The organism is Thermostichus sp. MS-CIW-37 (genome assembly GCF_054060065.1).
Window position 1 is genome coordinate 118,936 of the sequence record NZ_JBSSCV010000004.1, and the last position, 22,487, is coordinate 141,422.

General features: G+C 59.4%; 24 protein-coding genes. 12 read left to right on the forward strand and 12 right to left on the reverse strand.

Annotation, left to right across the window (positions count from 1 at the left end; all coding sequences use genetic code 11):
* Window positions 1-28 precede the first annotated feature (28 nt).
* Window positions 29-1,033, forward strand: a complete 1,005-nt coding sequence (locus ACVWYZ_RS03395; protein ID WP_457466037.1) for a glycosyltransferase family 2 protein — start codon at window positions 29-31, stop codon at window positions 1,031-1,033.
* Here ACVWYZ_RS03395 and ACVWYZ_RS03400 read toward each other — a convergent pair.
* Window positions 1,025-2,287 carry a YcjF family protein gene (locus ACVWYZ_RS03400; protein ID WP_457466039.1) on the reverse strand — a complete coding sequence of 421 codons (1,263 nt, stop codon included), beginning with the start codon at window positions 2,285-2,287 and terminating at the stop codon, window positions 1,025-1,027. The two genes, ACVWYZ_RS03395 and ACVWYZ_RS03400, sit on opposite strands and share 9 nt — an antisense overlap.
* Window positions 2,288-2,576: 289 nt before the next feature.
* On the opposite strand from ACVWYZ_RS03400, the gene dpsA reads away from it, so the two are divergent.
* From dpsA to ACVWYZ_RS03420, 4 genes are all read left to right on the forward strand, one after another.
* Entirely contained in the window at window positions 2,577-3,128 is a 552-nt protein-coding gene (dpsA, locus tag ACVWYZ_RS03405) for a DNA starvation/stress protection protein DpsA (protein WP_414424269.1), read from the forward strand.
* Between the two features lie 123 nt (window positions 3,129-3,251).
* On the forward strand, window positions 3,252-3,530 hold the full coding sequence (locus ACVWYZ_RS03410) for an Asr1405/Asl0597 family protein (RefSeq protein WP_457466041.1): 279 nt from the start codon (window positions 3,252-3,254) through the stop codon (window positions 3,528-3,530).
* Window positions 3,514-4,134: a (2Fe-2S) ferredoxin domain-containing protein gene (locus tag ACVWYZ_RS03415; protein ID WP_414408127.1), complete on the forward strand. Its 621-nt coding sequence runs from the start codon at window positions 3,514-3,516 to the stop codon at window positions 4,132-4,134. Before ACVWYZ_RS03410 ends, ACVWYZ_RS03415 begins: the two co-directional genes overlap by 17 nt.
* Window positions 4,135-4,269: 135 nt before the next feature.
* Window positions 4,270-5,277 (forward strand): Gfo/Idh/MocA family protein, encoded by a 1,008-nt coding sequence (locus tag ACVWYZ_RS03420; RefSeq protein WP_414408186.1) that lies wholly within the window; start codon window positions 4,270-4,272, stop codon window positions 5,275-5,277.
* Between the two features lie 19 nt (window positions 5,278-5,296).
* Here the strand turns inward: ACVWYZ_RS03420 and ACVWYZ_RS03425 are convergent, their stop codons facing one another.
* The 6 genes from ACVWYZ_RS03425 to ACVWYZ_RS03450 form a co-directional block, all read right to left on the reverse strand.
* A complete protein-coding gene (locus ACVWYZ_RS03425; protein ID WP_414373488.1) occupies window positions 5,297-6,547 on the reverse strand; it encodes an LL-diaminopimelate aminotransferase in 1,251 nt (416 codons plus the stop codon).
* A gap of 33 nt (window positions 6,548-6,580) precedes the next feature.
* Window positions 6,581-6,856, reverse strand: coding sequence for a hypothetical protein (locus ACVWYZ_RS03430; protein WP_414358425.1), 276 nt, complete (start codon window positions 6,854-6,856; stop codon window positions 6,581-6,583).
* Between the two features lie 166 nt (window positions 6,857-7,022).
* The gene (locus tag ACVWYZ_RS03435) at window positions 7,023-8,909 is read right to left on the reverse strand and encodes an AAA family ATPase (protein ID WP_457466043.1); all 1,887 of its coding nucleotides are present in this window, start codon (window positions 8,907-8,909) and stop codon (window positions 7,023-7,025) included.
* 122 nt (window positions 8,910-9,031) lie between these two features.
* Window positions 9,032-9,721, reverse strand: coding sequence for a hydrogenase nickel incorporation protein HypB (gene hypB / locus ACVWYZ_RS03440; protein WP_414373376.1), 690 nt, complete (start codon window positions 9,719-9,721; stop codon window positions 9,032-9,034).
* A 35-nt stretch (window positions 9,722-9,756) separates the two neighbouring features.
* On the reverse strand, window positions 9,757-10,326 hold the full coding sequence (locus tag ACVWYZ_RS03445; RefSeq protein ID WP_457466071.1) for a phycobiliprotein lyase: 570 nt from the start codon (window positions 10,324-10,326) through the stop codon (window positions 9,757-9,759).
* Between the two features lie 64 nt (window positions 10,327-10,390).
* The gene (locus ACVWYZ_RS03450) at window positions 10,391-10,918 is read right to left on the reverse strand and encodes an HNH endonuclease (RefSeq protein WP_457466044.1); all 528 of its coding nucleotides are present in this window, start codon (window positions 10,916-10,918) and stop codon (window positions 10,391-10,393) included.
* 167 nt (window positions 10,919-11,085) lie between these two features.
* On the opposite strand from ACVWYZ_RS03450, the gene ACVWYZ_RS03455 reads away from it, so the two are divergent.
* From ACVWYZ_RS03455 to ACVWYZ_RS03475, 5 genes are all read left to right on the forward strand, one after another.
* On the forward strand, window positions 11,086-13,293 hold the full coding sequence (locus ACVWYZ_RS03455) for a glycoside hydrolase (RefSeq protein WP_414357857.1): 2,208 nt from the start codon (window positions 11,086-11,088) through the stop codon (window positions 13,291-13,293).
* A 27-nt stretch (window positions 13,294-13,320) separates the two neighbouring features.
* Complete coding sequence (gene pip / locus ACVWYZ_RS03460) at window positions 13,321-14,271, forward strand: prolyl aminopeptidase (RefSeq protein WP_457466046.1); 951 nt, start codon at window positions 13,321-13,323, stop codon at window positions 14,269-14,271.
* A gap of 239 nt (window positions 14,272-14,510) precedes the next feature.
* A complete protein-coding gene (locus ACVWYZ_RS03465; protein WP_457466048.1) occupies window positions 14,511-15,050 on the forward strand; it encodes a PDZ domain-containing protein in 540 nt (179 codons plus the stop codon).
* Between the two features lie 35 nt (window positions 15,051-15,085).
* Window positions 15,086-15,391, forward strand: coding sequence for a hypothetical protein (locus ACVWYZ_RS03470; protein WP_414373389.1), 306 nt, complete (start codon window positions 15,086-15,088; stop codon window positions 15,389-15,391).
* 10 nt (window positions 15,392-15,401) lie between these two features.
* Window positions 15,402-16,997 carry a hydantoinase B/oxoprolinase family protein gene (locus ACVWYZ_RS03475; protein ID WP_457466050.1) on the forward strand — a complete coding sequence of 532 codons (1,596 nt, stop codon included), beginning with the start codon at window positions 15,402-15,404 and terminating at the stop codon, window positions 16,995-16,997.
* Here the strand turns inward: ACVWYZ_RS03475 and ACVWYZ_RS03480 are convergent.
* On the reverse strand, window positions 16,934-17,359 hold the full coding sequence (locus ACVWYZ_RS03480; protein WP_457466052.1) for a thioredoxin family protein: 426 nt from the start codon (window positions 17,357-17,359) through the stop codon (window positions 16,934-16,936). The two genes, ACVWYZ_RS03475 and ACVWYZ_RS03480, sit on opposite strands and share 64 nt — an antisense overlap.
* 1 nt (window position 17,360) lies before the next feature.
* On the reverse strand, window positions 17,361-18,101 hold the full coding sequence (locus ACVWYZ_RS03485; RefSeq protein WP_457466054.1) for an NnrU family protein: 741 nt from the start codon (window positions 18,099-18,101) through the stop codon (window positions 17,361-17,363).
* Between the two features lie 65 nt (window positions 18,102-18,166).
* Here ACVWYZ_RS03485 and psb27 point away from each other — a divergent pair, with 65 nt between their 5' ends.
* Window positions 18,167-18,568: a photosystem II protein Psb27 gene (gene psb27, locus ACVWYZ_RS03490; protein WP_414329352.1), complete on the forward strand. Its 402-nt coding sequence runs from the start codon at window positions 18,167-18,169 to the stop codon at window positions 18,566-18,568.
* A gap of 185 nt (window positions 18,569-18,753) precedes the next feature.
* A complete protein-coding gene (locus ACVWYZ_RS03495; protein ID WP_457466056.1) occupies window positions 18,754-19,257 on the forward strand; it encodes a YHS domain-containing (seleno)protein in 504 nt (167 codons plus the stop codon).
* Between the two features lie 24 nt (window positions 19,258-19,281).
* Here the strand turns inward: ACVWYZ_RS03495 and ACVWYZ_RS03500 are convergent, their stop codons facing one another.
* From ACVWYZ_RS03500 to ACVWYZ_RS03510, 3 genes are all read right to left on the reverse strand, one after another.
* A complete protein-coding gene (locus tag ACVWYZ_RS03500; RefSeq protein ID WP_457466057.1) occupies window positions 19,282-20,097 on the reverse strand; it encodes a sensor histidine kinase in 816 nt (271 codons plus the stop codon).
* Between the two features lie 87 nt (window positions 20,098-20,184).
* Window positions 20,185-21,051 carry a peptide chain release factor N(5)-glutamine methyltransferase gene (gene prmC, locus ACVWYZ_RS03505; protein WP_457466059.1) on the reverse strand — a complete coding sequence of 289 codons (867 nt, stop codon included), beginning with the start codon at window positions 21,049-21,051 and terminating at the stop codon, window positions 20,185-20,187.
* 33 nt (window positions 21,052-21,084) lie between these two features.
* Window positions 21,085-21,876 carry a Tic22 family protein gene (locus ACVWYZ_RS03510; protein WP_457466060.1) on the reverse strand — a complete coding sequence of 264 codons (792 nt, stop codon included), beginning with the start codon at window positions 21,874-21,876 and terminating at the stop codon, window positions 21,085-21,087.
* Between the last annotated feature and the right edge of the window lie 611 nt (window positions 21,877-22,487).

Genomic DNA, 22,487 nt, shown 5'->3' on the forward strand with positions numbered 1-22,487 from the left:
GATCCTCATTGTTTTCTGACACCTCTCGATGTTGTCTGAGCCCCCGGTTGAGTTGGTTGAATTATCGGTTGTTGTCCCCTGCAAAAATGAGGCGGATAACCTGGAACACCTGTTTGAGCGTCTGCGGCAGACCTTGGATCCTTTAGGGATTCCCTACGAGATCATTTGTGTCAACGATGGCAGCCAAGACGACACACTGGAAAAGCTGATCGCCTTTCACCATCAGGATCCCCGCATCAAAGTGGTGAACCTTTCCCGGTGTTTTGGCAAGGAGATCGCCCTCACCGCCGGCCTCGATCACGCCTCTGGCAACGCTGTCGTTCCCATCGATGCCGACCTGCAAGATCCGCCGGAGCTGATCCCGGAGATGCTGCAGCAGTGGCGGCAGGGCTATCAGGTGGTTTATGCGGTGCGCCGCAGCCGCCAAGGGGAAAGCTGGCTAAAACGCTTGACTGCCAACGGGTTTTATTGGGTGATCGATCAACTCAGCCAGGTGCGGATCCCGCGCAATACGGGGGATTTTCGACTGCTGGATCGGCAGGTGGTGGAGGCGATTAAGCAACTGCGGGAGCGCACCCGCTTTATGAAAGGGATCTTTGCCTGGGTGGGCTATCGTCAGGTGGCCATCTTTTACGATCGGGCTCCCCGTTTTCGCGGCAAAACCCAGTGGAACTATTGGCGGCTCTGGAACCTGGCCTTGGAAGGGATCACCTCCTTCAGCTCCTGGCCCTTGCGGGTGTGGAGCTATTTGGGTCTGGGGATTTCCGTGCTGGCTTTGCTCTACGGTCTTTTTCTGATCATCCGCACCTTGCTCTTTGGCTCCGATGTACCTGGCTATGCCTCTTTAGCGGTGATGATCTTGTTTTTGGGCGGGATCCAGCTGATCAGCTTGGGCGTGATTGGCGAGTATTTAGGCCGCGTTTTTGAAGAAGTGAAAGGCCGCCCCCTCTACCTGGTCGATGGCACCTTTGGGTTTGAGACCCCACGACCTTCCCCTGCCCTAGATTCAGTACCTACGCAAAAGCTAGGATGAAAAGTCATCTTTCAGAGTTTTGGATCCCGAGGCAGCATAACTTTGGTACTCGCGTATAAAGATATCTTTCATCTCTTCTGGAGATAGCTGGATCCCTTGGATTTTGGCGCGGGCGATGGCCTTCATCAGCTCGATATAGGCCAGGCCCAGAGAGAGAGTGAGGGTGGCTGCCGTAGTGGATTGGATAGCGCTGCCTACAATCCCCGGGCCGGGAATCATCTTCAGCAAGTTGGACACAATCGTTCGCCCGATTGCTGTTGTAATTGTAGTGCCTGCCAAAGCGGCTATCAAAGAGTAGTAAAAAGAAGGGGAAGCCTCGAAGCCAAAAATAAAGCTGATATTGGCAATCATGCCTGCTTGGGCTGTAACCAACAGAGGGGCATCTGCAAAGGGAAGGGGCACTGCCCCGATAAACGCTGCACTGGCCACATAGCCTGATACGTACTTAAAGGCAGCCTCGGCTTTGAGATCCACCCGCAGCAATTGCTGGCGGATAAAGGCAAGGCGAGCCACTTCCGGCAAAAGCTCTAGCGTGCAGCCAATTAGGTGCTCCAGCCCGTGGGCAGGAATGGTAATTTGCCGGTTAATCGCCTTGTTGCGGGCCAAAACGGGAACAATGTAGCGGACAGGCAAATTTTGATGCTGCAAATACCGGAAAAACTCGCTCTCTTCAGGATTGGGATATTCCAAGCATTGGGTTAAGACCAAGATGACGGGAACGTCTTTGAGTTCCAACTCCTTTAGCCATTTGCGTTCAACTTCCTCCAACCGCTTCAGTTCGTGGTGGAGGCAGTACCAAACAACATGGATGTGATGTTCAGGATCCTTAAAGCGCAGCTCCTCGATAAGCTGGGAAACCTCCAGGCGAACTTGCTGATTCTGTTCACCGTCTAGTTCCATGCCAGGTGTATCGTAGATGGTGATTGGGCAACCTGGCTTGGAATACTGACGAATGTGGCGGGTGACGGGGCTGCCAACACCGGTACGGGCCAGCTCATCTCTAAACACTGCATTGACCAAGGTGCTCTTGCCCACCCCGCTTTTGCCAATGACCAGGATGTTGCAGTGGCCCAACTCTGTCTGCGCCTCTAGGAGGTCCTTCTGTAGTATCTGAGACACCGAATTCCAGAAAGACTTAAAGGCTTCTGGCTTCTCGAGAGATTCAGAAGCTTCTGGGATGCCTCGGGCACGGTCAACCGTTTGGCGGGTTAGGTCAATCAGTTTGTCCAGAAGGGATGGGCTTTTCTGAGACATGCTTCTTGCTCTGGCTTCCTCGAGGCTGATAGCCCCACAAGGGTAGCCCAGGGGGGATCCTACCGCCAAGTTTCTTCCTATACAGGAGACTGCCCCAGCAAAGAGCAAATCTGTCCGCGCCCTGATCCCACTCCAAAGGGATCTGCAACAACGGGCTTATTGAGAGTTATTCACAAGAGCCATTTTCTGCACTATGCTAGATTTGGAGATAAACACCCAAGGATCCCAGGCCCGCTATGGCGGGCAGTTTAGGATTCGCAGCTCCTCTTAACTTGTGCTGGAGAATTTTATGTCCGAAACTTCAACCCTGCGCCAGTCTTTCAACAGCGTGCGCGACAATCCTGTCTTGCTTGGCACTGAGATAACCCAGCCGGTTTGCGAGGGGATGAACGCCCTGCTGGCCAGCTTTCAGGGGCTGTACTTGCAGTACCAGAAGCATCACTTCGTGGTAGAAGGCACTGAGTTCTATCCGCTGCACCAACTCTTCAAAGATCACTACGAGCAGGCGAGGGAGCATGTCCACGACCTGGGAGAACGCCTAGAAGGGCTGGGAGGTGTGCCGGTAGCCAGCTTTGCCACCTTGGCCCAGCTTTGCTGCTTTACCCCTGAGCCAGATGGAGCTTTTGAGGCACGGCAAATGTTGATGAACGACCTGGCGGCAGAGCAGGCCATCATCGATCTGCTGCGGCGGCAGGCAGCCCAGGCGGAGAGCCTTGGGGATCGGGCCACCCGCTACCTCTACGAGCAGATCCTGTTGAAGACAGAGGATCGCGCCTTCCATCTCCATCACTTCCTGGCCAACGATAGCCTGGTCTTTGGCTTGATGAACGGCAGAGTCTAGCCAGAGGGTCTACAGGTGGGCTTGAGCCTGCCTAGCTTCCGGCCTCTGGCTTTTTTTTGAAAGGCTATTGAGAATTTGTTTCATCTCTTCACTATTCTTTACTCTGAGGTGCTGATCCCGGCCATGAACCCCGTCTTTCTGGACTCTGAGCGCGGCTATCTCTTGAACATTCCTCTGGGCGAGCGCTGGCGCGTTGGTCGGCGGCTGATGGAATTGGGGATCCCGGCAGTTTGTACGGGAGATGGCCGTCTGCGGGTGGAGGCGAGTACTCCGTTGGCCGTTCTACAGGTGCGCAGCGTGATCCGTCAGCACACAGCGCGACGACAGGAGCTATTGGATGGCCTAGAGGCTTGTTGGCAGCTCAACACGGAGGCTGGGGGTCAAGATGAGCAAGTTTCCTAAGCAAGGGATCCCGTTTGAGTCGGAAGGCCGGTTTTTGGGATTTCTTCCCGATAAAGACGGCAAGCTCAAGTACCTGCGTTGGCAAGCCGGAGCGGACGTTTTTTCCGGCAAGATCCCCAAGCCCCTGCGTTCTGCCCTTTACCGCACCCTCAAACCTGGCGATGCGGTGCAGATCTCGGGGGAGCGAGAAGTGGATCTGCACAAAGGGCGAGAAAAATGGGTGCTTTACCGGGTGGTTCCCCTCGGAGAGAAGGCGGAGGGTATGTCTTTGACGACAGCTCCAGCTTCCGGGGGTGAGACGGAGCCGGTTGTCCCAAAGGTCAAAGGTAAGGTGCTGGTCTGCCAGAAATCCGACTGTTATCGGCGGGGGGCCGGAGCGGTGATGCAAGCCTTGAACTCCCATTTGGCCGCCTACTCCGGTTCGATTTGCGTGCAGGGGGTGGGCTGCATGAAAGATTGTAAACGGGGCCCCCATGTGGTGTTTATGCCCGACAAGGCTCGTTATAGCGGCGTTTCCCCCCAGGGGATCCCGGCTTTGTTGGAGCGGCATTTTCCGCTTTCCTCGCCGCAACCCCAAGAGGTTGAAGCAGCAGCTTCTTCCTAACGCCCATGGGATCCCCACCGGCGAACAGCTCTGTGAGGTAGGCACAAAATCAAAGGGTGCAGCAGGAGTTTTCCGGCAAACCTAGGCGGAGCGAGATCCGGATTGCCGGGTGGTACAAAGGATCCCTGCTGTGTGATGCTGAAGACAGGGCTAGGCGAGGGGAGGGAACAGACCTTGCGGGTGGGGATCATCGGCACTGGCTATGCCGCTCGCTCACGGGCTGAGGCAGTGAGCAAGGATGGCCGAGCGCAGGTTGTGGCGATTGCCGGTCGACATCCAGAGCGGGCAAGCTCCTTTGCGGCTGAATTTGGGGCGGTGGCCTGTCCAGATTGGCCTGCTCTGCTCCAGGATCACCGGCTGGATCTGGTCTTTGTCAGCACCATCAATCGGGATCATGCCGCCATGGCCCGTGCTGCTCTGGAGGCCGGGATCCACACCGTCGTGGAATATCCCCTTGCCTTGAGCGCTGCCGAAGCACGTTCTTTGGTGCAATTGGCAGCCGAGCGGCAGGTGCTGCTGCACGTCGAACACATTGAGCTGATCAGCGGCGTCCACCTGTTGCTGAAACGAGAGCTGGAAGGGCTGGGCAAGCTCTTTGCCGTCCGCTACATTACCCTCACCGCCGCCCACCCCGCCCCCGACCGCTGGACCTATCGGCCTGAGTTGTTTGGCTTCCCTCTCATAGGGGCTGTTTCTCGCATCCACCGCTTGGTGGACTTGTTGGGCAAGGTGGAACGGGTGAGCTGCCAACTGCGCTACGACGGGCCGGACCTGCCCCACCGCTACAGCAGTTGCTACTGCACAGCCCAACTGAGTTTTGCCAATGGGTTGCTGGCGGTGTTGACGTATGGCAAGGGGGAATCCCTGTGGTGTTCCCAACGGCTGTTGGAGTTTCACGGCCAACGGGGGGGCCTGTTGATCAACGGCGAAGAGGCAATGTTGTTGCGGCCCGGCAGCGCCCATTCTCTAGAGACGGGATCCCGCCACGGCCTCTTCGAGCAAGACACCCGCATGGTGCTGGATCACCTGCGCCACGGCAGACCCCTCTACATCAATACCGAAAACATGCTCCACGCCCTGGCAGTGGCCGAGGCAGCCGAGCGATCTGCCCAAACCCAGCAGGTGGTTCCCGTTCAGGATTGATCCCAGAGTCAAGACCCAATTAACCAACGGCTCCAGCCCCCGCAAACACGCTGCCGATGCGGCGCATCGCCTCTTCCACGTTGGCGCGGCTGTTGAAAGCTGACAGGCGCAGATAGCCCTCTCCGGCGCTGCCGAAGCCAGAGCCGGGGGTACCCACCACATGGCAGGTGTGCAACAGCTTGTCGAAAAACTCCCAACTGCTCAGCCCAGCGGGTGTTTTCACCCAGACGTAGGGGGCATTCACGCCGCCATAGACTTGGATCCCCACCTCGGCCAATTGCTCGCGAATGATGCGGGCATTTTCCAGGTAAAACTGCACCAGACCTCGCACCTGCGCCTGCCCCGCTTCGGAATAAACTGCCTCTGCCCCTCGTTGCACAATGTAGGACACCCCGTTGAACTTGGTGGATTGGCGGCGATACCACAAGCTCCACAGATCCACCCAGGATCCATCGGCAGCTTGCCCCCGCACAGACTTGGGCACTACCGTAAAGGCGCAGCGGGTGCCGGTAAACCCAGCGGTTTTGGAAAAGGAGCGGAACTCAATAGCGCATTCCCGCGCCCCCGGAATCTCGTAGATGGAGTGGGGGATCCCAGGCTCGGTGATGTAAGCTTCGTAGGCGGCGTCGAACAGGATCAAGGAGTTGTGGGCACGGGCATAGTCCACCCAGTTCTGCAGATGCTCCCGCGTGGCCACTGCACCTGTGGGGTTATTGGGGAAGCAGAGGTAGATCACATCCACCTTTTGGCTGGGCAGGCTGGCGGTGAAGTGATTTTCGGCGGTGATGGGCAGATAGACTAGGCCCTCATATTCGCCGCGTTCGTTGGCTGGCCCTGTATGGCCCGCCATCACGTTGGTGTCCACATAAACCGGATAGACGGGATCCGTGATGGCAATGGTGTTGTCGTGGCCGAGGATATCCAGGATGTTGCCGCAGTCGCACTTGGAGCCATCGGAGACGAAGATCTCGGAAGCATCGATATCGCAGTTGCGAGCTTGGAAGTCGTGCTGGGCAATGGCCTGGCGCAGCCACTCATAGCCTTGTTCTGGCCCATAGCCGCGGAAGGTGGCCCGTTCCCCCATCTCTTCCACCGCCCGGATCATGGCTGTCCGACAGGCTTCCGGCAGCGGCTCGGTGACATCGCCAATCCCCATTTTGATGATCTGAGCTTCGGGATGGGCGGCGGCAAAGGATTGTACCCGTCGGGCAATTTCAGGGAAAAGATAGCCGGCTTTGAGCTTAAGGAAATGGTCGTTGATCCTGGCCATGGAGATTTGCCGAAGAGGAGTTGACATTCCCCCCTAAAAGCAGGGGATTCTTTCAAGCGCTCCGCGCCGCCAGAGGCGAACAGCGCTATGGGCATGGAGCTCATTCTCTGAGGTGTTGGGGAACCAGCGCAGGAGGCCGGTGGGTTTGAGCCACAGACCTTTCTTGCGCACCACGCGCCAAAAGGCGACGAGGGCTCTGAAATACAATTCTCCAGAGGCCAAAGCCAACTGGTGCAACTGTGGGAAAGTCGCTGACTTCAGCTCCGGACGCAATACACTGACTTTCACCAGTGCCTCGAGAAAGATCATAGCGCTCTGTGCCACCAGAGGCGTTCGCGAAAGCATCGCGTAGCGATAAAGCAAAAGCCGCCCTACTGGCTTGCTAAGGCCTACGGCCCGCCAAGGCGAACCGCGTAGCGGTAAGTCGGGGCTTGTTCGTTTTAGCAGCGCGGAGCGCCGAACCCGGTTTTCCTGGTCAGCCGGCTTGGCGTTGCTGCTGCAGCTCGGCAAAGGCCCGACAGAAGTCTTCCTGTTGGATGACCAGGGTTTTGGCATCCACCGACTCTGAGGTGGCCCGGTGGCGACGAATGGCAGCGATGGCGGCGCGGTTGCTGAGCAGGGCGAGGTCGGCACCACTCCAACCTTCGGTTTGCTCAGCCCACCCTTGCAAATCCACATCGGGCCCCAGGGGACGCTTGCGGTTGTGAACCGCCAAAATTTCCCGTCTCCCGTTGCGATCTGGCAGCTCCACGCTCAAGTGCAGCTCCAACCTGCCGGCCCGGGTGAGGGCGGGATCCAAACTGGCCTTGCGGTTGGTGGCGGCCACCACCAATACCCCTTGGCTGGGGCGGATCCCGTCCAGCTCTGCCAGCAGTTGCCCCAGAACGCGGTCGCTGACCCCACTATCCCCGGAGTAGCTGCCTCGCGCCGGGGCCAGGGTATCGATCTCGTCGATGAAAATCACGCAGGGGGCACACTGCCGAGCACGGGCAAACAGCTCCCGCACCGCCTGCTCGGAGGATCCCACCCATTTGCTGAGCAGCTCCGGGCCGGAGACGGCGATGAAGTTGGCCTTAGCCTGGGAAGCGATGGCTTTGGCCAACAGGGTTTTGCCAGTGCCAGGGGGGCCGCTGAGGAGGATGCCCTTGGGTGCTTGGGCCTGAGCCTGCTCGTACAACTCAGGGTGCAGCAGGGATCCCTCGATGGCCTCTTGCAAAATCTGCTTGGCGTGATCCAAACCGCCAATTTGATCCCAGCTCACCTGTGGGGATTCGATCTCCACCGAGCGCAGCACCGCCGGCTTCACCTGTTGCAGAGCCTGTTGAAAATCTGCCGCCGAGACCGTCAACGAGTCGGGGATGGGGGATCCCAAATCGGGCACCTGCCGCCGCAAAGCTGCATAGGCTGCCGCCTGACACAACCCCCGCAGATCTGCCCCCACAAAGCCCAAGGTCTGATCCGCCAAGCTGTCCAGATCCACATCCTCCGCCAAGGGCATGTCGCGGGTGTGGATGGCCAAGATCTCCCGCCGCCCCTCCCGATCCGGCACCTTGAAGATCACCTCCCGGTCAAAGCGCCCCGGTCGCCGCAGAGCCGGATCCAAAGCCTCGGGCCGGTTGGTGGCTGCCAGCACCACGATCCCTTTTTGGGCCACAAATCCATCCATCAGCCCCAGCATTTGGGCCACCAGGCGTTTTTCCACTTCCCCCTCGACGGTGGCGCGGTTGGGCACCAAGGCATCGATTTCGTCAATAAAAACCAGACAGGGAGCCGATTTGGCCGCCTTTTCAAAAAGCTGTCGCAGGCGCGCCTCCGCCTCGCCGTAATACTTGCCGATCAGTTCCGGGCCAACAATGGCAATGTAATTCACCCCCAAGCTCTCGGCCAGGGCACGGGCGGTGAGGGTTTTTCCGGTGCCTGGGGCTCCCACCAACAACACCCCGCGGGGCGGATCCAATCCCAGCTTGGCCAGCAGATCGGGCCGCTTGAGGGGAAGCTCTACCATCTCCCGCAGGATTTGCAACTGTTCTTTCAGCCCACCCACATCCTTGAGACGTGGCCCAGCCCAAGACTCTGCGCGGTCGGCAGAAGTTGATGGCGAGTCGGACACAGCAGCCTGGGATGGTTCCTGAAAGCGGGTTGCAGACACCACTCGGGGCTCGCTGCTCCAGGGGGGATCCCCCGTTTGGGCATGGCTGCGGCGGCGAGGGATGGAGCCGGAAGGGGGGATAGAACTGCTCAGGGGACGGGTTTGGATGCGGACTTCGGTTCGCAGTTCTCCACTTTGCTTTTTCTCATCCAGCTTCTGAGCCAGCTCGATCAACTGCTCAATGCCCTGTACAAAGTCGCTTAAATTGGCCATAGCCGGGATTTTCCATCCACACACGTTATCTGAAATTGACCCGCCAGAGGTGCTAACTCATCCCCTGCCTGGCCAGCTCAGGTGAGGAGAGTTCCACGGCCAGATGCCCAGTATGATACCCTTCACTGCGGCTGCTGTCGGCGTTGGGCCAGGAGAATCTGCTCTCGGATCCAGCCCAGCCAGGGCTCCAGCCCGACGCCCGTCTTGGCAGAAAGACAAAAAATCGGCACAGAAGGGTTGATCTCGCGGATGTTGGCCTGGATCCGCTCCAAATCCACCTCTAAGACAGGAACCAGATCCACCTTGGTGATCAGTAGACAATCCGCCTCTCGAAACATAATCGGGTACTTGAGAGGCTTGTCTTCCCCTTCTGTGACGCTGAGCAGGGCTACCTTGGCGTGTTCCCCCACCTCAAACTCCGCCGGGCAGACCAAGTTGCCGACATTTTCCACCAGCAGCAAATCCAGTTGTTGGGGATCCAGCAGTGCTTCCAATTGCCGCAAGCCCCCGGCCACCATGGCCGCATCCAAATGACAGGCCCGCCCTGTGTTGATGGCGATCACCGGGATCCCGTAGCGACGCAGCCGCTCCGCGTCCAGTTGGGTCGTCATGTCCCCCTCGATCACCGCCAGGCGCAGCGAGTCAGCCAGAGCGGCCACGGTTTTCTCCAGCAAAGAGGTCTTACCCGCCCCCGGCGCGCTCATGAGGTTCAGACAGGTCACCCCCCAGGCATCAAAATGCTCCCGGTTGTGGTCGGCCTGGTGTTGATTGGCGTGGAGCAGGTTAATCCCCAGATCCAAGACTTGGTGCATAGCACAACCCGCGTTGCAGTTGAGGAGAAACAGCTCTAGCTGCGGAAAGGGCTGGATTCGGCCACCGTAGGGGTGGGAGAAGGGCCGGCGGAGAGTTTGCGCACCTCTGAGCAGAAAGAGGCCATGCTGAAGCCGCCGAACCGCTTGACAGTGCTGGCCCGCAGGCGCAAGTTGGGGCTGGCAAACCAAATGCGCTCTTCCGATTCGGTCATCTCATACTGGGTGTAGAGGGTGAGGGCACCATCGGATCCCATGACATAGGTACCGGCCACCGGCACTTTCTCGGCGTAGCCCTGATCCCGCAGCAACTGCCCGCGCATGGGATCGGTCTCATCGGGGATAGGTACCAGCACCACATCTCCCTTGTACTCTTCGTTATCCCACTCCTGCTCGCCATTCCACTGCACCCGCGCTGCTCCCACAGCTCGTCGGGGATCCACCTTGAACAACTCGCAAACCCGTATGACTGCCGGATCGGTTGCCGAAAGCGTTGCAATTTGGACTCTCGACCTCCCCCCCTCAGAGCGGCGAAAAGCCAAATGATGGCTGGTGCGCTGGCACATCCACTCCCCGGCACTGAGGGCAAAAAACTCCATTACGGTCATCATGGCCGACGCGGATCCTCATCGATGGAACAGGGTTCGCCGATCTTAGCTTGCACGGCAACCCTCAATCTTGCCGATCTTGCCGACTTTGGTGTTCGCGCCAGAACTGCTCCGCAAAAGCCACCGTCGGGTGGAGAGGGGCACGGGGTTTGCTGCGCAGGGGCATGTTGGCTTCTTCAGGGGTGCGGTTGCCCTTGCGTTGATTGCAGCGTTCGCAAGCCGTCACCACATTGTCCCAACTGTGGGATCCCCCTTTGGAGAGGGGCACGACATGATCCAAGGTCAGATTGTGGGTGCTGCCACAATACTGGCAGGTGTGGTGATCCCGCCGCAAAACCTCCCGCCGATTCACAGGGGGCACGCGCCAAGCGCGCTCTTTGCCCTTGATGGTCAGGCGAATATGTTCGGGCACTTCAATGACCTGGCTGGGGGAGCGCACCTTCCACACCGGCACATCCATCATCGAGAGCGGTTCGGCTTTGCCTGTTAGCAGCAGCACGATTGCCCGCTTGATATTGACCCGGCTGATGGGCAAATAGTTTTGGGAAAAGACAACGATCGACTGTTCCAGAAGGTGGGTAGCGGCAGTCATGGCTCAGCTCTTCCTTTTGCCGCCATTCTCCTGAGGAATCTTGCGAATGGCAAGCTTTTCCCCACCGCCATCGACACCGGCAGAGCTCAGACATTCAAGAGTTTCTTACGATCGCCAGCCGGACAGATGGGCTAGTATCCGGGTGATGGTTGGATCCCGTACCGCCCATGACTTACCCGCTGCACGTCGCCCTGGTTTGGCACCAACACCAACCCCTCTACAAAAGTCCGGTGGCGGGTAAATATCGCATGCCTTGGGTGCGCCTACACGGGATCAAAGATTACCTGGACTTGGTGTTGCTGTTGGAGCGCTATCCCCGCCTGCACCAAACGGTCAACTTGGTGCCCTCCCTGATTGTGCAAATCGAAGAGTACGTAGCCGGCTCGGCTTTTGATCCTTACCTGGAACTGACCTTATCCCCTGTCGAAAAGCTCAGCCCCGATCAACTGCGCTTTGTGGTCGAGCGTTTTTTCGACAGCCACTACCCCACCATGATCGAGCCCTACCCCCGTTACCGGCAGCTCTACAACCAACGGGAATCTCAGGGGGTGAACTGGTGTCTGCAGTACTGGACTCCGCAGGACTTCAGCGATCTGCTGGCCTGGCACAACCTGTCTTGGTTTGATCCTCTCTTTCAGGAGGATCCTGAGATCGAGGGCTGGATTAAGATGGGATCCGGTTTTACCCTGGCGGATCGGCAACGGATCTACGCCAAGCAACAACAGATCCTCGGCGCTATCCTGCCCCAGCACGCCAAACTGCAGAGCAGCGGCCAACTGGAACTGACCACCAGCCCCTATACCCACCCCATCTTGCCCCTGTTGGTGAGCGAGCGCTCGGCGCGGGTGGCTCGGCCAGGGTTGCCTTTGCCTCGCTACCCCTTTCACTGGGAGCAGGATGTCCACAGCCAACTGGAGCGGGCTAAGCAGATCTATCGGGAGCGCTTTGGCCGCGAGCCGCGGGGCCTGTGGCCTTCCGAGCAATCCGTAAGCCCTGCCATTGTGCCGATTGTGCAAAAACAGGGCTTTGAGTGGATCATCTCCGACGAAGGGGTTTTGGGGTGGAGCCTGGGTCAACCGTTTCACCGCGATGGGCAGGGCCACATTCTGGAGCCGGAGAAGCTCTACCGCCCCTACCGCCTGGAAACCGAGCGGGGGGATCTGGCCATCGTCTTTCGGGATCACCGCCTTTCGGATTTGATCGGCTTCAGCTACAGCGCCATGCCCGCCGATGCTGCCGCCAAAGATCTCATCGGCCATCTGGAGAGCATCCGCAACCGCCTGCCCCAGGAGCAGCCCTGGCTGGTTACCATCGCTCTGGATGGGGAAAACTGCTGGGAGTACTACCCCCAAGATGGCCGGCCCTTCTTGGAAAACCTTTACACCCGCCTCAGCCAGCACTCCTCCCTGCGGCTGGTGACCGTTTCGGAGTTTCTGGATCAGTTTCCGCCCACCGAGTTTTTGCCGGCAGAGCAGCTGCACAGTGGCTCCTGGATCGAGGCGGACTTCACCACCTGGATTGGGGATCCCGTCAAAAACCGCGCTTGGGAGCTTCTGGCCCAAGCCCGTCAGGTGATTCAGGATCATCCCCGCGCCAATCCCCAAGCCTGGGAGGCCCTCTGGGCCGCCGAGGGATCCGATTGGTTCTGGTGGTTTGGGGCAGGCCACTCCTCCGCCCATGATGCCGTTTTCGACCAGTTGTTTCGGGAGCACCTGCAGGCGCTCTACACTGCTTTGGGAGAGGCGGTGCCGACCGTGCTGCAATTTCCCCTGGAGGATCATGACGGCCTAGGGGATCGCCTGCCGCAGGGGTTTATCCACCCGGCCATCAACGGTCGTCCGGCAGAACGGGAGTGGAGCCAAGCGGGGCGGGTGGAGATTGGAGCGGCCCGAGGCACCATGCACCGCAACAGCGCCGTTCGCCGCCTCTGGTACGGGTTTGACCACTTCAACCTCTATCTGCGGCTGGATTTTAACTCGGTGGTGCAGCGGCCCAGGCAATTGCTGGTGCTGTGGTTCTATCCCAACCGCGTCACCGTCAACAGCCCCATTCCCCTGCAGGGGTTGCCGGCAGAAGCCCCTCTCAACTACCACTACCGCCACCTGTTGCGGTTGTCACTGCCGCCTCCCGGCACCGGCCAGCATCCGGCAGAGGTGCAAGCCCAGCTCTTGCAGGCAGGGGAGTACCACACCTGGCACGCCATCGGCCATCAAGTGAAGGCGGTGGTGGATGCCTGTTTGGAGGTGGCCATCCCCTGGAGCAATTTGGGCGCCCAGCCGGGTCAGGAGCTGCAATTTGTCATCCTGGCCGCGGATGGCGAGACCTTTCAGGAAGGGATCCCGCCCAAGGCCACCATTGCCCTGCGCAGACCCTGAGAGTGATGACCAGCAGAGCTTCAAGTTATGTCGCGCGATCTCTATCCCCCCATCGAGCCCTACGATCAAGGTTTTCTGGCGGTTTCCTCCCTCCACACCCTGTACTACGAGCAGTGCGGCAACCCGGCAGGCAAGCCGGTGGTGTTTTTGCACGGGGGGCCTGGAGGCGGGATCGATCCCATCTACCGGCAGTATTTCGATCCCAGCCGCTGGCGGGTGGTGCTGTTCGATCAGCGGGGCTGCGGGAAAAGCCGCCCCTATGCCGAGCTGCGGGAGAACACCACCTGGGATCTGGTGGCGGATATCGAGAAGTTGCGCCAGCATCTGGGCATTGATCGCTGGTTTGTGTTCGGGGGCAGCTGGGGCAGTGCCCTTGCCCTGGCCTATGGGCAAACCCACCCCCAATCCTGCCTAGGGTTTGTCTTGCGGGGCATTTTTCTCTTGCGCCCTTTTGAGCTCCGCTGGTTTTACCAGTCGGGGGCCGGCTACTTTTTCCCCGACGCTTGGGAACATTACCTGGAGCCGATCCCTCCCGAAGAGCGGGATGACCTGCTGGCAGCCTACCACCGCCGCCTCAACGACCCAGATCCCCAGGTACGGCTGAGGGCAGCTCGCGCCTGGTCCGTCTGGGAGGCCAGCACCAGCAAGTTGATCCCCAGCCCAGAGCTCATCGAGCGCTTTGGTCGGGGAGAGTTTGCCGAGGCCTTTGCCCGCATTGAGTGCCATTACTTTGTCCACGGCGGTTTTTTGGATCCCGAGGATCAGTTGCTGAGGGGAGTGGGGCGGCTGCGCCATCTGCCGGCTGTCATCGTCCAGGGACGTTACGACGTGGTGTGCCCTCCCATTTCTGCCTGGGAACTGCATCAGGCTTGGCCAGAAGCAGAGTTTCGGATGATCCCCGATGCTGGCCATTCCATCACCGAGCCCGGAATCCGCGCTGCCCTGCTGGAGGCCACCGATCGCTTTGCCGGTTTGTGAGCCCCGCCGAGCCAACCCAGTGCTGCCAGGGATCCCAAGACTTGAAGAATTGCTACAGGAAGGCCGGCAAAACCTCGGGAGCCAGCCCAGAAGCACGGCCAAGCCTATCGACAGTTGGCGATTTTGGGTTTATCACTGAGGGAGGGGCGGTGCAAGCTGCCCACACCTGGCTGGTGCATCCACCCAAGTGCTTCGCGGATTCAAGCTCATTTCTACTTCACCGTTTCCAGGGTCGAACCATGCAGAAACCAACCCATCTGTTCAAGCTTGCCCTAGCCCTGCCCATCTCCTTCTTGCTGGCAGATGCAGTTGTGGCCTACCCCTGCGGCTCGGTTGGGGGTGAAGCTTACAATCCCTACAGCTCCACGGTTCAGGTCAGCAGCGACGCCAACAGCTTCGGGGTTCAGTGGTCGCCTGCCTCCTCTGCTGTCGGCAACGGCTTCATTGGAGTTGCCATTGAAACGGTGAACGGCGAGCAGGCTCAGAGCGCCATCAGCCGTCGTCTGTTCGGCCCCGCACTTCGAGTTCAAGGGGTGCAGGTGGTCGGCCTGCTCCAAGACGGCCCTGCTCAACGAGCTGGTTTGGCCCAAGGCGATATCCTGATTGGCGTGGATGGGCAGCGGGTCACCTCCGTGCAGCATGTGCAACAAATCATTCAAAACACCCCGGTGGGCCAATCGGTGCCGATTACCTTCCGTCGCGGCGGGCAGGTGCTGTCAACGGTGGTTGTGGTGGGGGATGGCCGTGTGTTGCGCCCCTTGATGCTGCAGCAGCAGTGAGGCTTGTCGGGATCCCTACCCGGAGACCTCCGTAAATGCCGATGGGAGTTTCAGGATGGGCCGTCTGGGCAGTTTGTGCTCTTAACGGGCTGCTGTTTCTGGCTCTGATCGCCCTTATCCCCATCATCTTGAGCCTGCGCTCGGCTCTTGGGGTTACGGAGCGGGCCATGGCTGATTGGCGAGAAGCAGCTCAGCAGGCTTTGGCTCCCACCCCGGCTGAGTTGCTGCGTCTGCGAGACCGTCTGCGCGAGAGTCGCCGTACCCTTGACCGCTGGCAGCGTCGTTTGCAGTTCTGGCAAGGGATCCGCAGGGTGGCCGTTTGGCTGCGGCGCAGGCTTTGATTGGAGAGGTATGGATAGCAACCGTCCTGTCTCCAACCCCATCCGGTTGCAGGTCATGGCCAACGCTCTGGCGGGGATCGCCGAAGAGATGGGGGTGCGCCTCATCCGCGGTTCATACTCGGCCAACATCAAGGAACGGCGGGATTGCTCCACAGCTCTGTTTGACGCGCAAGGGGCCTGTATTGCCCAGGCGGCCCACATCCCGGTACATCTGGGGGCCCTCTCGGAGGCGGTGCGGGCGGTGGTGGCAGCCGACCCCTGCCCCGGAGATGTGTTTGTCCTCAACGATCCCTACCAGGGGGGATCCCATCTGCCGGACGTCACGGTGGTCGCAGCCATTCCCGGCTGGCGGGATCCCGACCGGATTTGCGCCTATGCCGTGAACCGTGCCCATCATGCCGACATTGGAGGGATGCGCCCCGGCTCCATGCCCGCCGACTCCAGCGAAATCTGGCAGGAGGGGCTGGTGATCCCGCCGGTACGGCTGGCTAGGCTCTCTCTGGAAGGAGCGTTGCACTGGCAAGAAGATCTGCTGCGCCTAATTCTGGCCAATGTGCGCAATGCCGAGCAGCGGCGGGGGGATTTGCAGGCCCAAGTGGGGGCCAACGGGGTTGGGGTGAGCCGGTTTCGGGAGCTGCTGGCCCGCTTTGGAGAAGAAGAGGCTTGGCAGTTGATTGCGGGGGTGATCGAATACAGCCGCCGACGGATGCGGGCGCAGATTCAGGCTCTGCCAGATGGGATCTACACCGCTGAGGACTGGTTGGAGGGCTACGGGGATCCGCCCGAACCCATCGAGATCCGGGTGCAGGTGGAGGTCAGGGGCGAGAAGCTGCGGGTGGACTTCACCGGTACCGCTCCGGCCATGGCGGGAAACCTGAATGCGCCGCTGGCCGTCACCCGCTCGGCAGTGTTGTTTGCCCTGCGTTGTCTGTTGGATCCCACGGCCCCCAGCAATGTCGGCTTGGAGGATCCCATCGAGATCGTGGCGCCGCCTGGCTGCTTGGTGAATGCCGAGTTTCCGGCAGCAGTGGTGGCGGGCAATGTGGAAACCTCGCAGCGAATTGCCGATGTGGTGTTCAAAGCTCTGGCTCCCGTGGCCGGATTGCGGAGCATCGCCCAGGGACAGGGCACCATGAACAACTGTGTGCTGGGCAACCGCCGCTTCACCTACTACGAAACCTTGGGGGGTGGTCAGGGGGCCAGCCGACAGCGACCGGGCCTGGATGGCGTCCACGTGGGCATGAGCAATACCCTCAACACCCCCATCGAAGCCCTGGAGTTGGAGTATCCCCTGCGGGTGCTGCGCTACGAGCTCCGCCAGGATTCCGGCGGCCATGGTCAACAGCGGGGCGGGTGGGGACTGATCCGATCCATCCAGACTTTACAAGATTGCACCCTCTCCCTGCTCACAGACCGGCGCCATTATGCCCCCCAAGGAGAACAGGGGGGTGGGCCAGGCCAGGTGGGGATCAACCTCATCAATGGGGATCCCCTACCCGGCAAAATCAGCCGACCCCTAAAAGCGGGCGACGTAATCACCCTCTACACGCCCGGCGGCGGAGCTTGGGGCTCAAGCGAGGATGAGCAGGCTCCCGAACCCAGGTAGCGCAGGTGGTCAAGAAACAACTGCTCGCAGCGGCGGATCACCTCATCGCGATTGGCGAAGTGCTCCAGCCTTTGCACTTCTTGACCCTTCTCAAACAAAATTAGGGTTGGCAAAGAGCGCACCCGATAGCGGCGCGGCAGCCAAAAATTGTCGTCCACATTCACCCGCAGCACCTTGACCGCCCCTCCCCACTCGGCTACGAGACGGTCGGTAATCGGCTGGATGAAGCGACACAGGCCACACCAAGGGGCGCCGAAATCCACCAAAACCAACCCGTCACTTGTCAAAAGTTCTTGATTAAAAGCATCTAATGCAACTTGCAAGATCATCGCCCCCAAACTAAAGAAGTTCTTTGGGATCATGCTACCAGGCAACTCGGCTGGCTGCAGAAACCATTTGTGGATGGAAGGCGTAAAGAATCACTACAAAGCTGAACACCCCCAAATAGGCCCAGCGCAGAAACTCTCGCGGGCGCAGTTGCTGTCGCTTCTGCAGAATGGCCAAGCCGGGGATCACGGAGGTGCGCGCCTTGAGATCGCGGAAGGCCTGCCCGTATTTCCGCTCCAGGCGGTGATCCCCATGCCAAACGGCAAACAGGTGGTAGGCAATGAGCCCAAGCGAGGTCACCACCATAAAGCTGGAGCCAATCCAAAGGGTATGGGCTACACACCAGATCACCTGGCCCACCATTTGCGGATGACGGGTGATGCGGATGATCCCGGTCTCAAACAGGTGGATCTCCGGCTTGCGAATGGCGGCGATCTCCAGCAAGTTGAAGGTGGCCGGATACAAGAAGAAAAAAGAGAGGGCAGACAGAAGAGTAACGGTGGTTCGGATGCCTGGGACGGCTTGGAGATCCCAGAGAATCACCCCGTCGTAGCGATGGTTAAAAAAATAGATCAGCAACAGTGGTGCCAAACTGAGGCTCACCAGAGCAAAGAAGATGCGGTACAGACGGGATCCCAGCCAGCTTTCCCCCCAGGGCCGCAAGTAGGCTAATCCGCTGTGAGCACAGGCAAACCCCAAGATCAGGGCTAACATTGTCCAATGGGATCCGTACTGGCCTAGCCTCTGCAGAAAGTCGCTGAAGGGCGTGAACAGCATCTTTTGGATGACTCCTCTGGTGTTGCTGTGGCTTATGCTTAAAAATAAGTTACATTAGGTTCCCCATGCTCAAAACTTTTTTTCGGCGTCTTGTCAGCCTGCTCCTGTCTGTAGCCCTTTTGCTGGGATCAGGGAGTTCAGTTGCTCAGGCTGCCCGTCTCACCGGCAAGTATTACGAAGACAGCATGACCTTGATTCAAACCCTGCGCACCGTCCTTTCCGAAGGGGATCCCCTGATGAACCCAGAGGAGGCGCGAGCGGAAGCCATGCAAGCCATCCAGGAGTTTTCTGGGCGCTACCACGGCCATCGCTACGACAAGCTGCAGTCTTTTACCACTTTGCGCACGGTGTTTAACACGCTGGCCTCCCAGTACCGCACTTCCAACCGGCCTCTCAACCCCGAAAAGGTGGAGCGGGTGCTGATGCAACTGGATCGGGCGGAATTGGCCTTGCGCCGAGAAGGTTGAGCTTTTTTTTAGATTGGACTCCCCGATCCAAATCACAGGCAAATTTCCCCGCTGCGGCCAGACTGTTCCCAGTCCGCAGAAGCCAGGGTCTTCTCAGGTCTATTTTTGAATCTGAGAGGAAGGGCGCAGTGCTTTTCTGGAAGTGGAGGAGATTTTTATCTCGATTGAGGATTGGGGAGGTCGTGATGGTCAAAAATCGTTGGGTTTTGCTCTCGCTGCTGCTGATGGTTGGAGCTGTTGCTTCTCATCCGGCTTGGCTCCTGTCTCGCCCAGCCCAAGGACAGGTTGTTGGGGCTGCCGAGGAGGGATCCCCAGGCCCTTTTTTTGCGACGGACGGCCTGGCCCTGCGGGGCTATGACCCGGTGGCCTATTTCATCGATGGCAAGCCTGTCAAGGGATCCCCAGAGTATGAATGGGAGTGGGGAGGGGTGACCTGGAGGTTTGCCAGCGCCGACAATCGAGAGCGGTTTCGCAACAACCCAGAGCGCTTTGCCCCCCAGTACGGCGGGTTTTGTGCCTGGGCAGTGGCCCACAACTACCTTTACCCGGTGGATCCCTTTGCCTGGAAAATCGTCGATGACAAGCTATACCTGAACGCCAACCGGCGGGTACAGCGCAACTGGGAGCGCGACATCCCCGGGTTGATCAAGAGGGCAGATGCCAACTGGCCGGGTCTGCGAAGCCGCTAAACCCAAGCCCCCCTGCTCTGAGATTCACTGTGCAAGGCGCAGGGTTACCTTGATGCCAACCCGGTAGAGTCCACTTTCACAGAGTTCCAGCTGGCCTCCCATTTCTCTCAGGAGCCGCTCGCTTACCCGCCAGACGGCACAGCCCTCTGTTTGAATGGGCACATGGCATCTCCCCTCAAGGTTCCACTCTAGGCACAAACGTCCCTCTCCTTCTGGGGCGGGATAGAGGTGCAGAGCCATCGAACCGTAGCGTAGGGTGCGGATGCCCCAGCGACACACTCCCAGAAGCGCCTGTACCAAGCCGTGGGGATCCGCCCAAACGGTGAGGCTATCGGGGAGAAGGGGCACCTCAAAGGCCGAGGTGGGTTGTAGGGCCGGCCATTCGTAGCGAATGCCCTGATCCTGGGCCTGTAGGCGAGTTAGGCTGTACACATCCTGCAGGAGGGGGCGTAGTCGGGTCGGTTCCGGTCGCAGAGGTTGGATGGGCAGGTCATGGCGAGCCAGGCGGGTGTATTCCTCAAGCAGCTTGATCAGGCGCTCTACCGCCTCTTTGGCACTTTGAAGGTATTCCCGCTCCTCTTCGGGAGAGTCACATAGATCCGACAACACCAACTGCAGGGATCCCATCTGGCTGCTGAGGGGATTGCGCAGCTCATGGCCGATGCTGACGAGCAACTCTTGTTGAAAGGCTCGCATCACCTCAGAGCGTTCAAAAGCAAACTGCCAATCCACAGCCTCTTGCTTGTCGGCAGGGGCGGCCTGCTGTAAGGGTGGGTCGGGTTTGGCTGTAGGCGAAGGCTCCCTCAAGAAGTGCTCCTGGCGAAGGACAGGGGATCCCATCCGTGCTCAGATCTCTGGGCTCGGAGCTTTAAGTTTTGGACAGTTCCGGCTCCGGCGATACCCCATCTTATGGGATCCTACCCTTTTCTATCCGACGAAGTGGGCGCTGACCACCCGTTCAATCCCGGCCAGATCTCGGTGAACTTGGATCTGCCGATAACAGCCCCTATCTCGCAACTGCTCCGCCACCCAAGGGGCTTGGCCTCGCATCACTTCCACCGCCCAAAAGGAGTTCGGGGCCAGGTAATCCGGTGCTGCTTGAATCAACAGTCGCAAGTGGGCTAGGCCGTCTTCTCCCCCATCCAGAGCTTGTCGCGGCTCGTGCAGTCGCACCTCTGGCATGAGAGAGGCCAGCTCGGCAGAGGGAATGTAGGGAGGGTTGGAAACCAGGCCGCGCAGCCGTCCTCGCCAGGGATCCAAAGGTACAAACCAGGATCCCAGCAGCAAGTTCACCCGCTCCTGCAGATGGTGGGCTACCACATTGTCTGCCGCAACAGCCAATGCCTCTGGGCTGGAATCCACGGCCAGAAGCCGCAACTGGGGGTGCTGATGGGCCAACGCAATGGCAATCGCTCCACTACCTGTGCCCAGGTCGGCAAAGCAGGAGCCGGACGGCAGAGGGTTAGCCTGCAGCCAGAGGGAAGCCTGCTCCACCAGCAGCTCGGTCTCCAGGCGCGGGATCAGCACCGCCGGCGTCACCCGTAAGCTCAAGCCCGCCCACTCAACTTTGCCCAACAGATACTGTAGGGGGATGCGCTCTTCCACCCTTTGCCGCCAAAGGGTCTGCACCTCCTCCAGGGGATCCCCCTCCCCAGCCGGAGCGCGACCCATCAGCCGCTCCAACGGCCCCCACCCCAGCCGTTCTTTGAGCAAAATGTCCACTTCCTCGGCAGGGATCCCAACTGCTTTTGCCGCCCTCAGAGCCTGGGCGCGCCACTCTGTTAACCGCTTCACCAGAGCAGACGGGGATCCCATCAGGGGCTTAGGTTAACGCTGAGGCTGGGGACTTGCAGAAGGATTGGCAGGCCGGGCCAGGGATTGGATATACTCCAGCGCCGAGCGAGAGGGGATAAAAGCGATCTTCTGCACATCGGCCTGTGCGTCGGGAGCCAGCATACGCTCTACCACAATGGCCAGCGAGGTCACTTCAATCTGGGTCTTTCCAACTACATCCGGGTTCTGCGCTGCCGCTCGATCCAAGGCCCTCCGCAAATCGTTGCGGTCGAAGAAGAAGGGTACCACCTCATGGCCATCCTGCTCGATGGTCAGCAGCCCCTCGCCGGAGCGGCCATAGAACAGAGGCACGCCGATTGCCTCCGGGGGCACATCTTGTCCGGTTTCCTTCAGCACCTGCTTAGCTGCCTCCACATCAGAAGCCCGAGGCACCACCTCAAAATACAGATCGCTGTTCTTGGCGCGCTCCTCTTCCGATTTTTCGTAGGCATACCCCAGCGAGAGAGGCACTACCCGGGCTTGACTGGCTATCTCGGGGTTGCTGGCTTTCACCTGCTCCAACACTTGCTGGGCTTGGGCTTGATCCAGCCAGAAGGAAACCACTTGGATGGTGCGGCCATCCCGCTCCACATTGGCGACAACAGGGGTGCCGTTCTGAGACACGATGGCAAAAACAGGCACCAGATTCAGCCGTTCCGCCACCTCTTGCCGGCTCATGGGGCCTGCCGCAGCCTGAGCCAGTAGAGCACTCTCCTGAGCCCAAACGGGAGTCACAGCCAAGCCCCCCCGAGCCGTCCCGATCAGGATCCCGGCTATGCTGCTCACCTGAGCTGCACGGCGGCAGAGGAATCGCGCAGACGATACTACATTACAGCGCATCATTCTCATCTCAACTCCCGGCATCGCGCCTCGTTCTGGTTGCTATGGGGTCAGATCCCTTAAGTACTAACCAACAGCCTGGGGCAGAGCAGAAGCTGCCCAGATTAAACCTGCTCGACAGGGCCTAGGCTAGCGATGCGGCACACTCTCGGCGTTAGGATCCCGGTTGGCCATCGCTGACAACACCCCGGCACACCTACCTTGAAGAGCGCTCTTGGGCCACCCTAGAAGCCAAGGTTAGAACATCTGCTCAACCTCTGTCGAGGGGCAAAGCCCCTATTTTGGGTGGGGATCCCGCATCACCCAATACTATATACGGAGTCATTCGGAACTGATCCACACTAGATGCAGATCCGCTTGAATCATTGCATACCTGGCTCTTCCTCCAGCACGCTGCTTGTTCTGGCCTTGTTCAGTTCACCGTGCGGAGCTGCCACCGATCCCTGTGGTCAAGGATGGGGTTGTAAACTACCCGACCCTGACTGCTTCGCAGTACAGGGCGGGCTTAAGGCCTCCGGCCCGCTGGCGCGAACGGTAGCCCTGCAGTTGGCAAGCCA

What these genes read in the sequence shown, in the direction of transcription:
- ACVWYZ_RS03395 (WP_457466037.1), top strand. Translation starts at nt 29, where the DNA reads ATGTTGTCTGAGCCCCCGGTTGAGTTGGTTGAATTATCGGTTGTTGTC.
- ACVWYZ_RS03400 (WP_457466039.1), bottom strand. Translation starts at nt 2,287, where the DNA reads ATGTCTCAGAAAAGCCCATCCCTTCTGGACAAACTGATTGACCTAACC.
- dpsA (WP_414424269.1), top strand. Translation starts at nt 2,577, where the DNA reads ATGTCCGAAACTTCAACCCTGCGCCAGTCTTTCAACAGCGTGCGCGAC.
- ACVWYZ_RS03410 (WP_457466041.1), top strand. Translation starts at nt 3,252, where the DNA reads ATGAACCCCGTCTTTCTGGACTCTGAGCGCGGCTATCTCTTGAACATT.
- ACVWYZ_RS03415 (WP_414408127.1), top strand. Translation starts at nt 3,514, where the DNA reads ATGAGCAAGTTTCCTAAGCAAGGGATCCCGTTTGAGTCGGAAGGCCGG.
- ACVWYZ_RS03420 (WP_414408186.1), top strand. Translation starts at nt 4,270, where the DNA reads ATGCTGAAGACAGGGCTAGGCGAGGGGAGGGAACAGACCTTGCGGGTG.
- ACVWYZ_RS03425 (WP_414373488.1), bottom strand. Translation starts at nt 6,547, where the DNA reads ATGGCCAGGATCAACGACCATTTCCTTAAGCTCAAAGCCGGCTATCTT.
- ACVWYZ_RS03430 (WP_414358425.1), bottom strand. Translation starts at nt 6,856, where the DNA reads ATGATCTTTCTCGAGGCACTGGTGAAAGTCAGTGTATTGCGTCCGGAG.
- ACVWYZ_RS03435 (WP_457466043.1), bottom strand. Translation starts at nt 8,909, where the DNA reads ATGGCCAATTTAAGCGACTTTGTACAGGGCATTGAGCAGTTGATCGAG.
- hypB (WP_414373376.1), bottom strand. Translation starts at nt 9,721, where the DNA reads ATGCACCAAGTCTTGGATCTGGGGATTAACCTGCTCCACGCCAATCAA.
- ACVWYZ_RS03445 (WP_457466071.1), bottom strand. Translation starts at nt 10,326, where the DNA reads ATGACCGTAATGGAGTTTTTTGCCCTCAGTGCCGGGGAGTGGATGTGC.
- ACVWYZ_RS03450 (WP_457466044.1), bottom strand. Translation starts at nt 10,918, where the DNA reads ATGACTGCCGCTACCCACCTTCTGGAACAGTCGATCGTTGTCTTTTCC.
- ACVWYZ_RS03455 (WP_414357857.1), top strand. Translation starts at nt 11,086, where the DNA reads ATGACTTACCCGCTGCACGTCGCCCTGGTTTGGCACCAACACCAACCC.
- pip (WP_457466046.1), top strand. Translation starts at nt 13,321, where the DNA reads ATGTCGCGCGATCTCTATCCCCCCATCGAGCCCTACGATCAAGGTTTT.
- ACVWYZ_RS03465 (WP_457466048.1), top strand. Translation starts at nt 14,511, where the DNA reads ATGCAGAAACCAACCCATCTGTTCAAGCTTGCCCTAGCCCTGCCCATC.
- ACVWYZ_RS03470 (WP_414373389.1), top strand. Translation starts at nt 15,086, where the DNA reads ATGCCGATGGGAGTTTCAGGATGGGCCGTCTGGGCAGTTTGTGCTCTT.
- ACVWYZ_RS03475 (WP_457466050.1), top strand. Translation starts at nt 15,402, where the DNA reads ATGGATAGCAACCGTCCTGTCTCCAACCCCATCCGGTTGCAGGTCATG.
- ACVWYZ_RS03480 (WP_457466052.1), bottom strand. Translation starts at nt 17,359, where the DNA reads ATGATCCCAAAGAACTTCTTTAGTTTGGGGGCGATGATCTTGCAAGTT.
- ACVWYZ_RS03485 (WP_457466054.1), bottom strand. Translation starts at nt 18,101, where the DNA reads ATGCTGTTCACGCCCTTCAGCGACTTTCTGCAGAGGCTAGGCCAGTAC.
- psb27 (WP_414329352.1), top strand. Translation starts at nt 18,167, where the DNA reads ATGCTCAAAACTTTTTTTCGGCGTCTTGTCAGCCTGCTCCTGTCTGTA.
- ACVWYZ_RS03495 (WP_457466056.1), top strand. Translation starts at nt 18,754, where the DNA reads ATGGTCAAAAATCGTTGGGTTTTGCTCTCGCTGCTGCTGATGGTTGGA.
- ACVWYZ_RS03500 (WP_457466057.1), bottom strand. Translation starts at nt 20,097, where the DNA reads ATGGGATCCCCTGTCCTTCGCCAGGAGCACTTCTTGAGGGAGCCTTCG.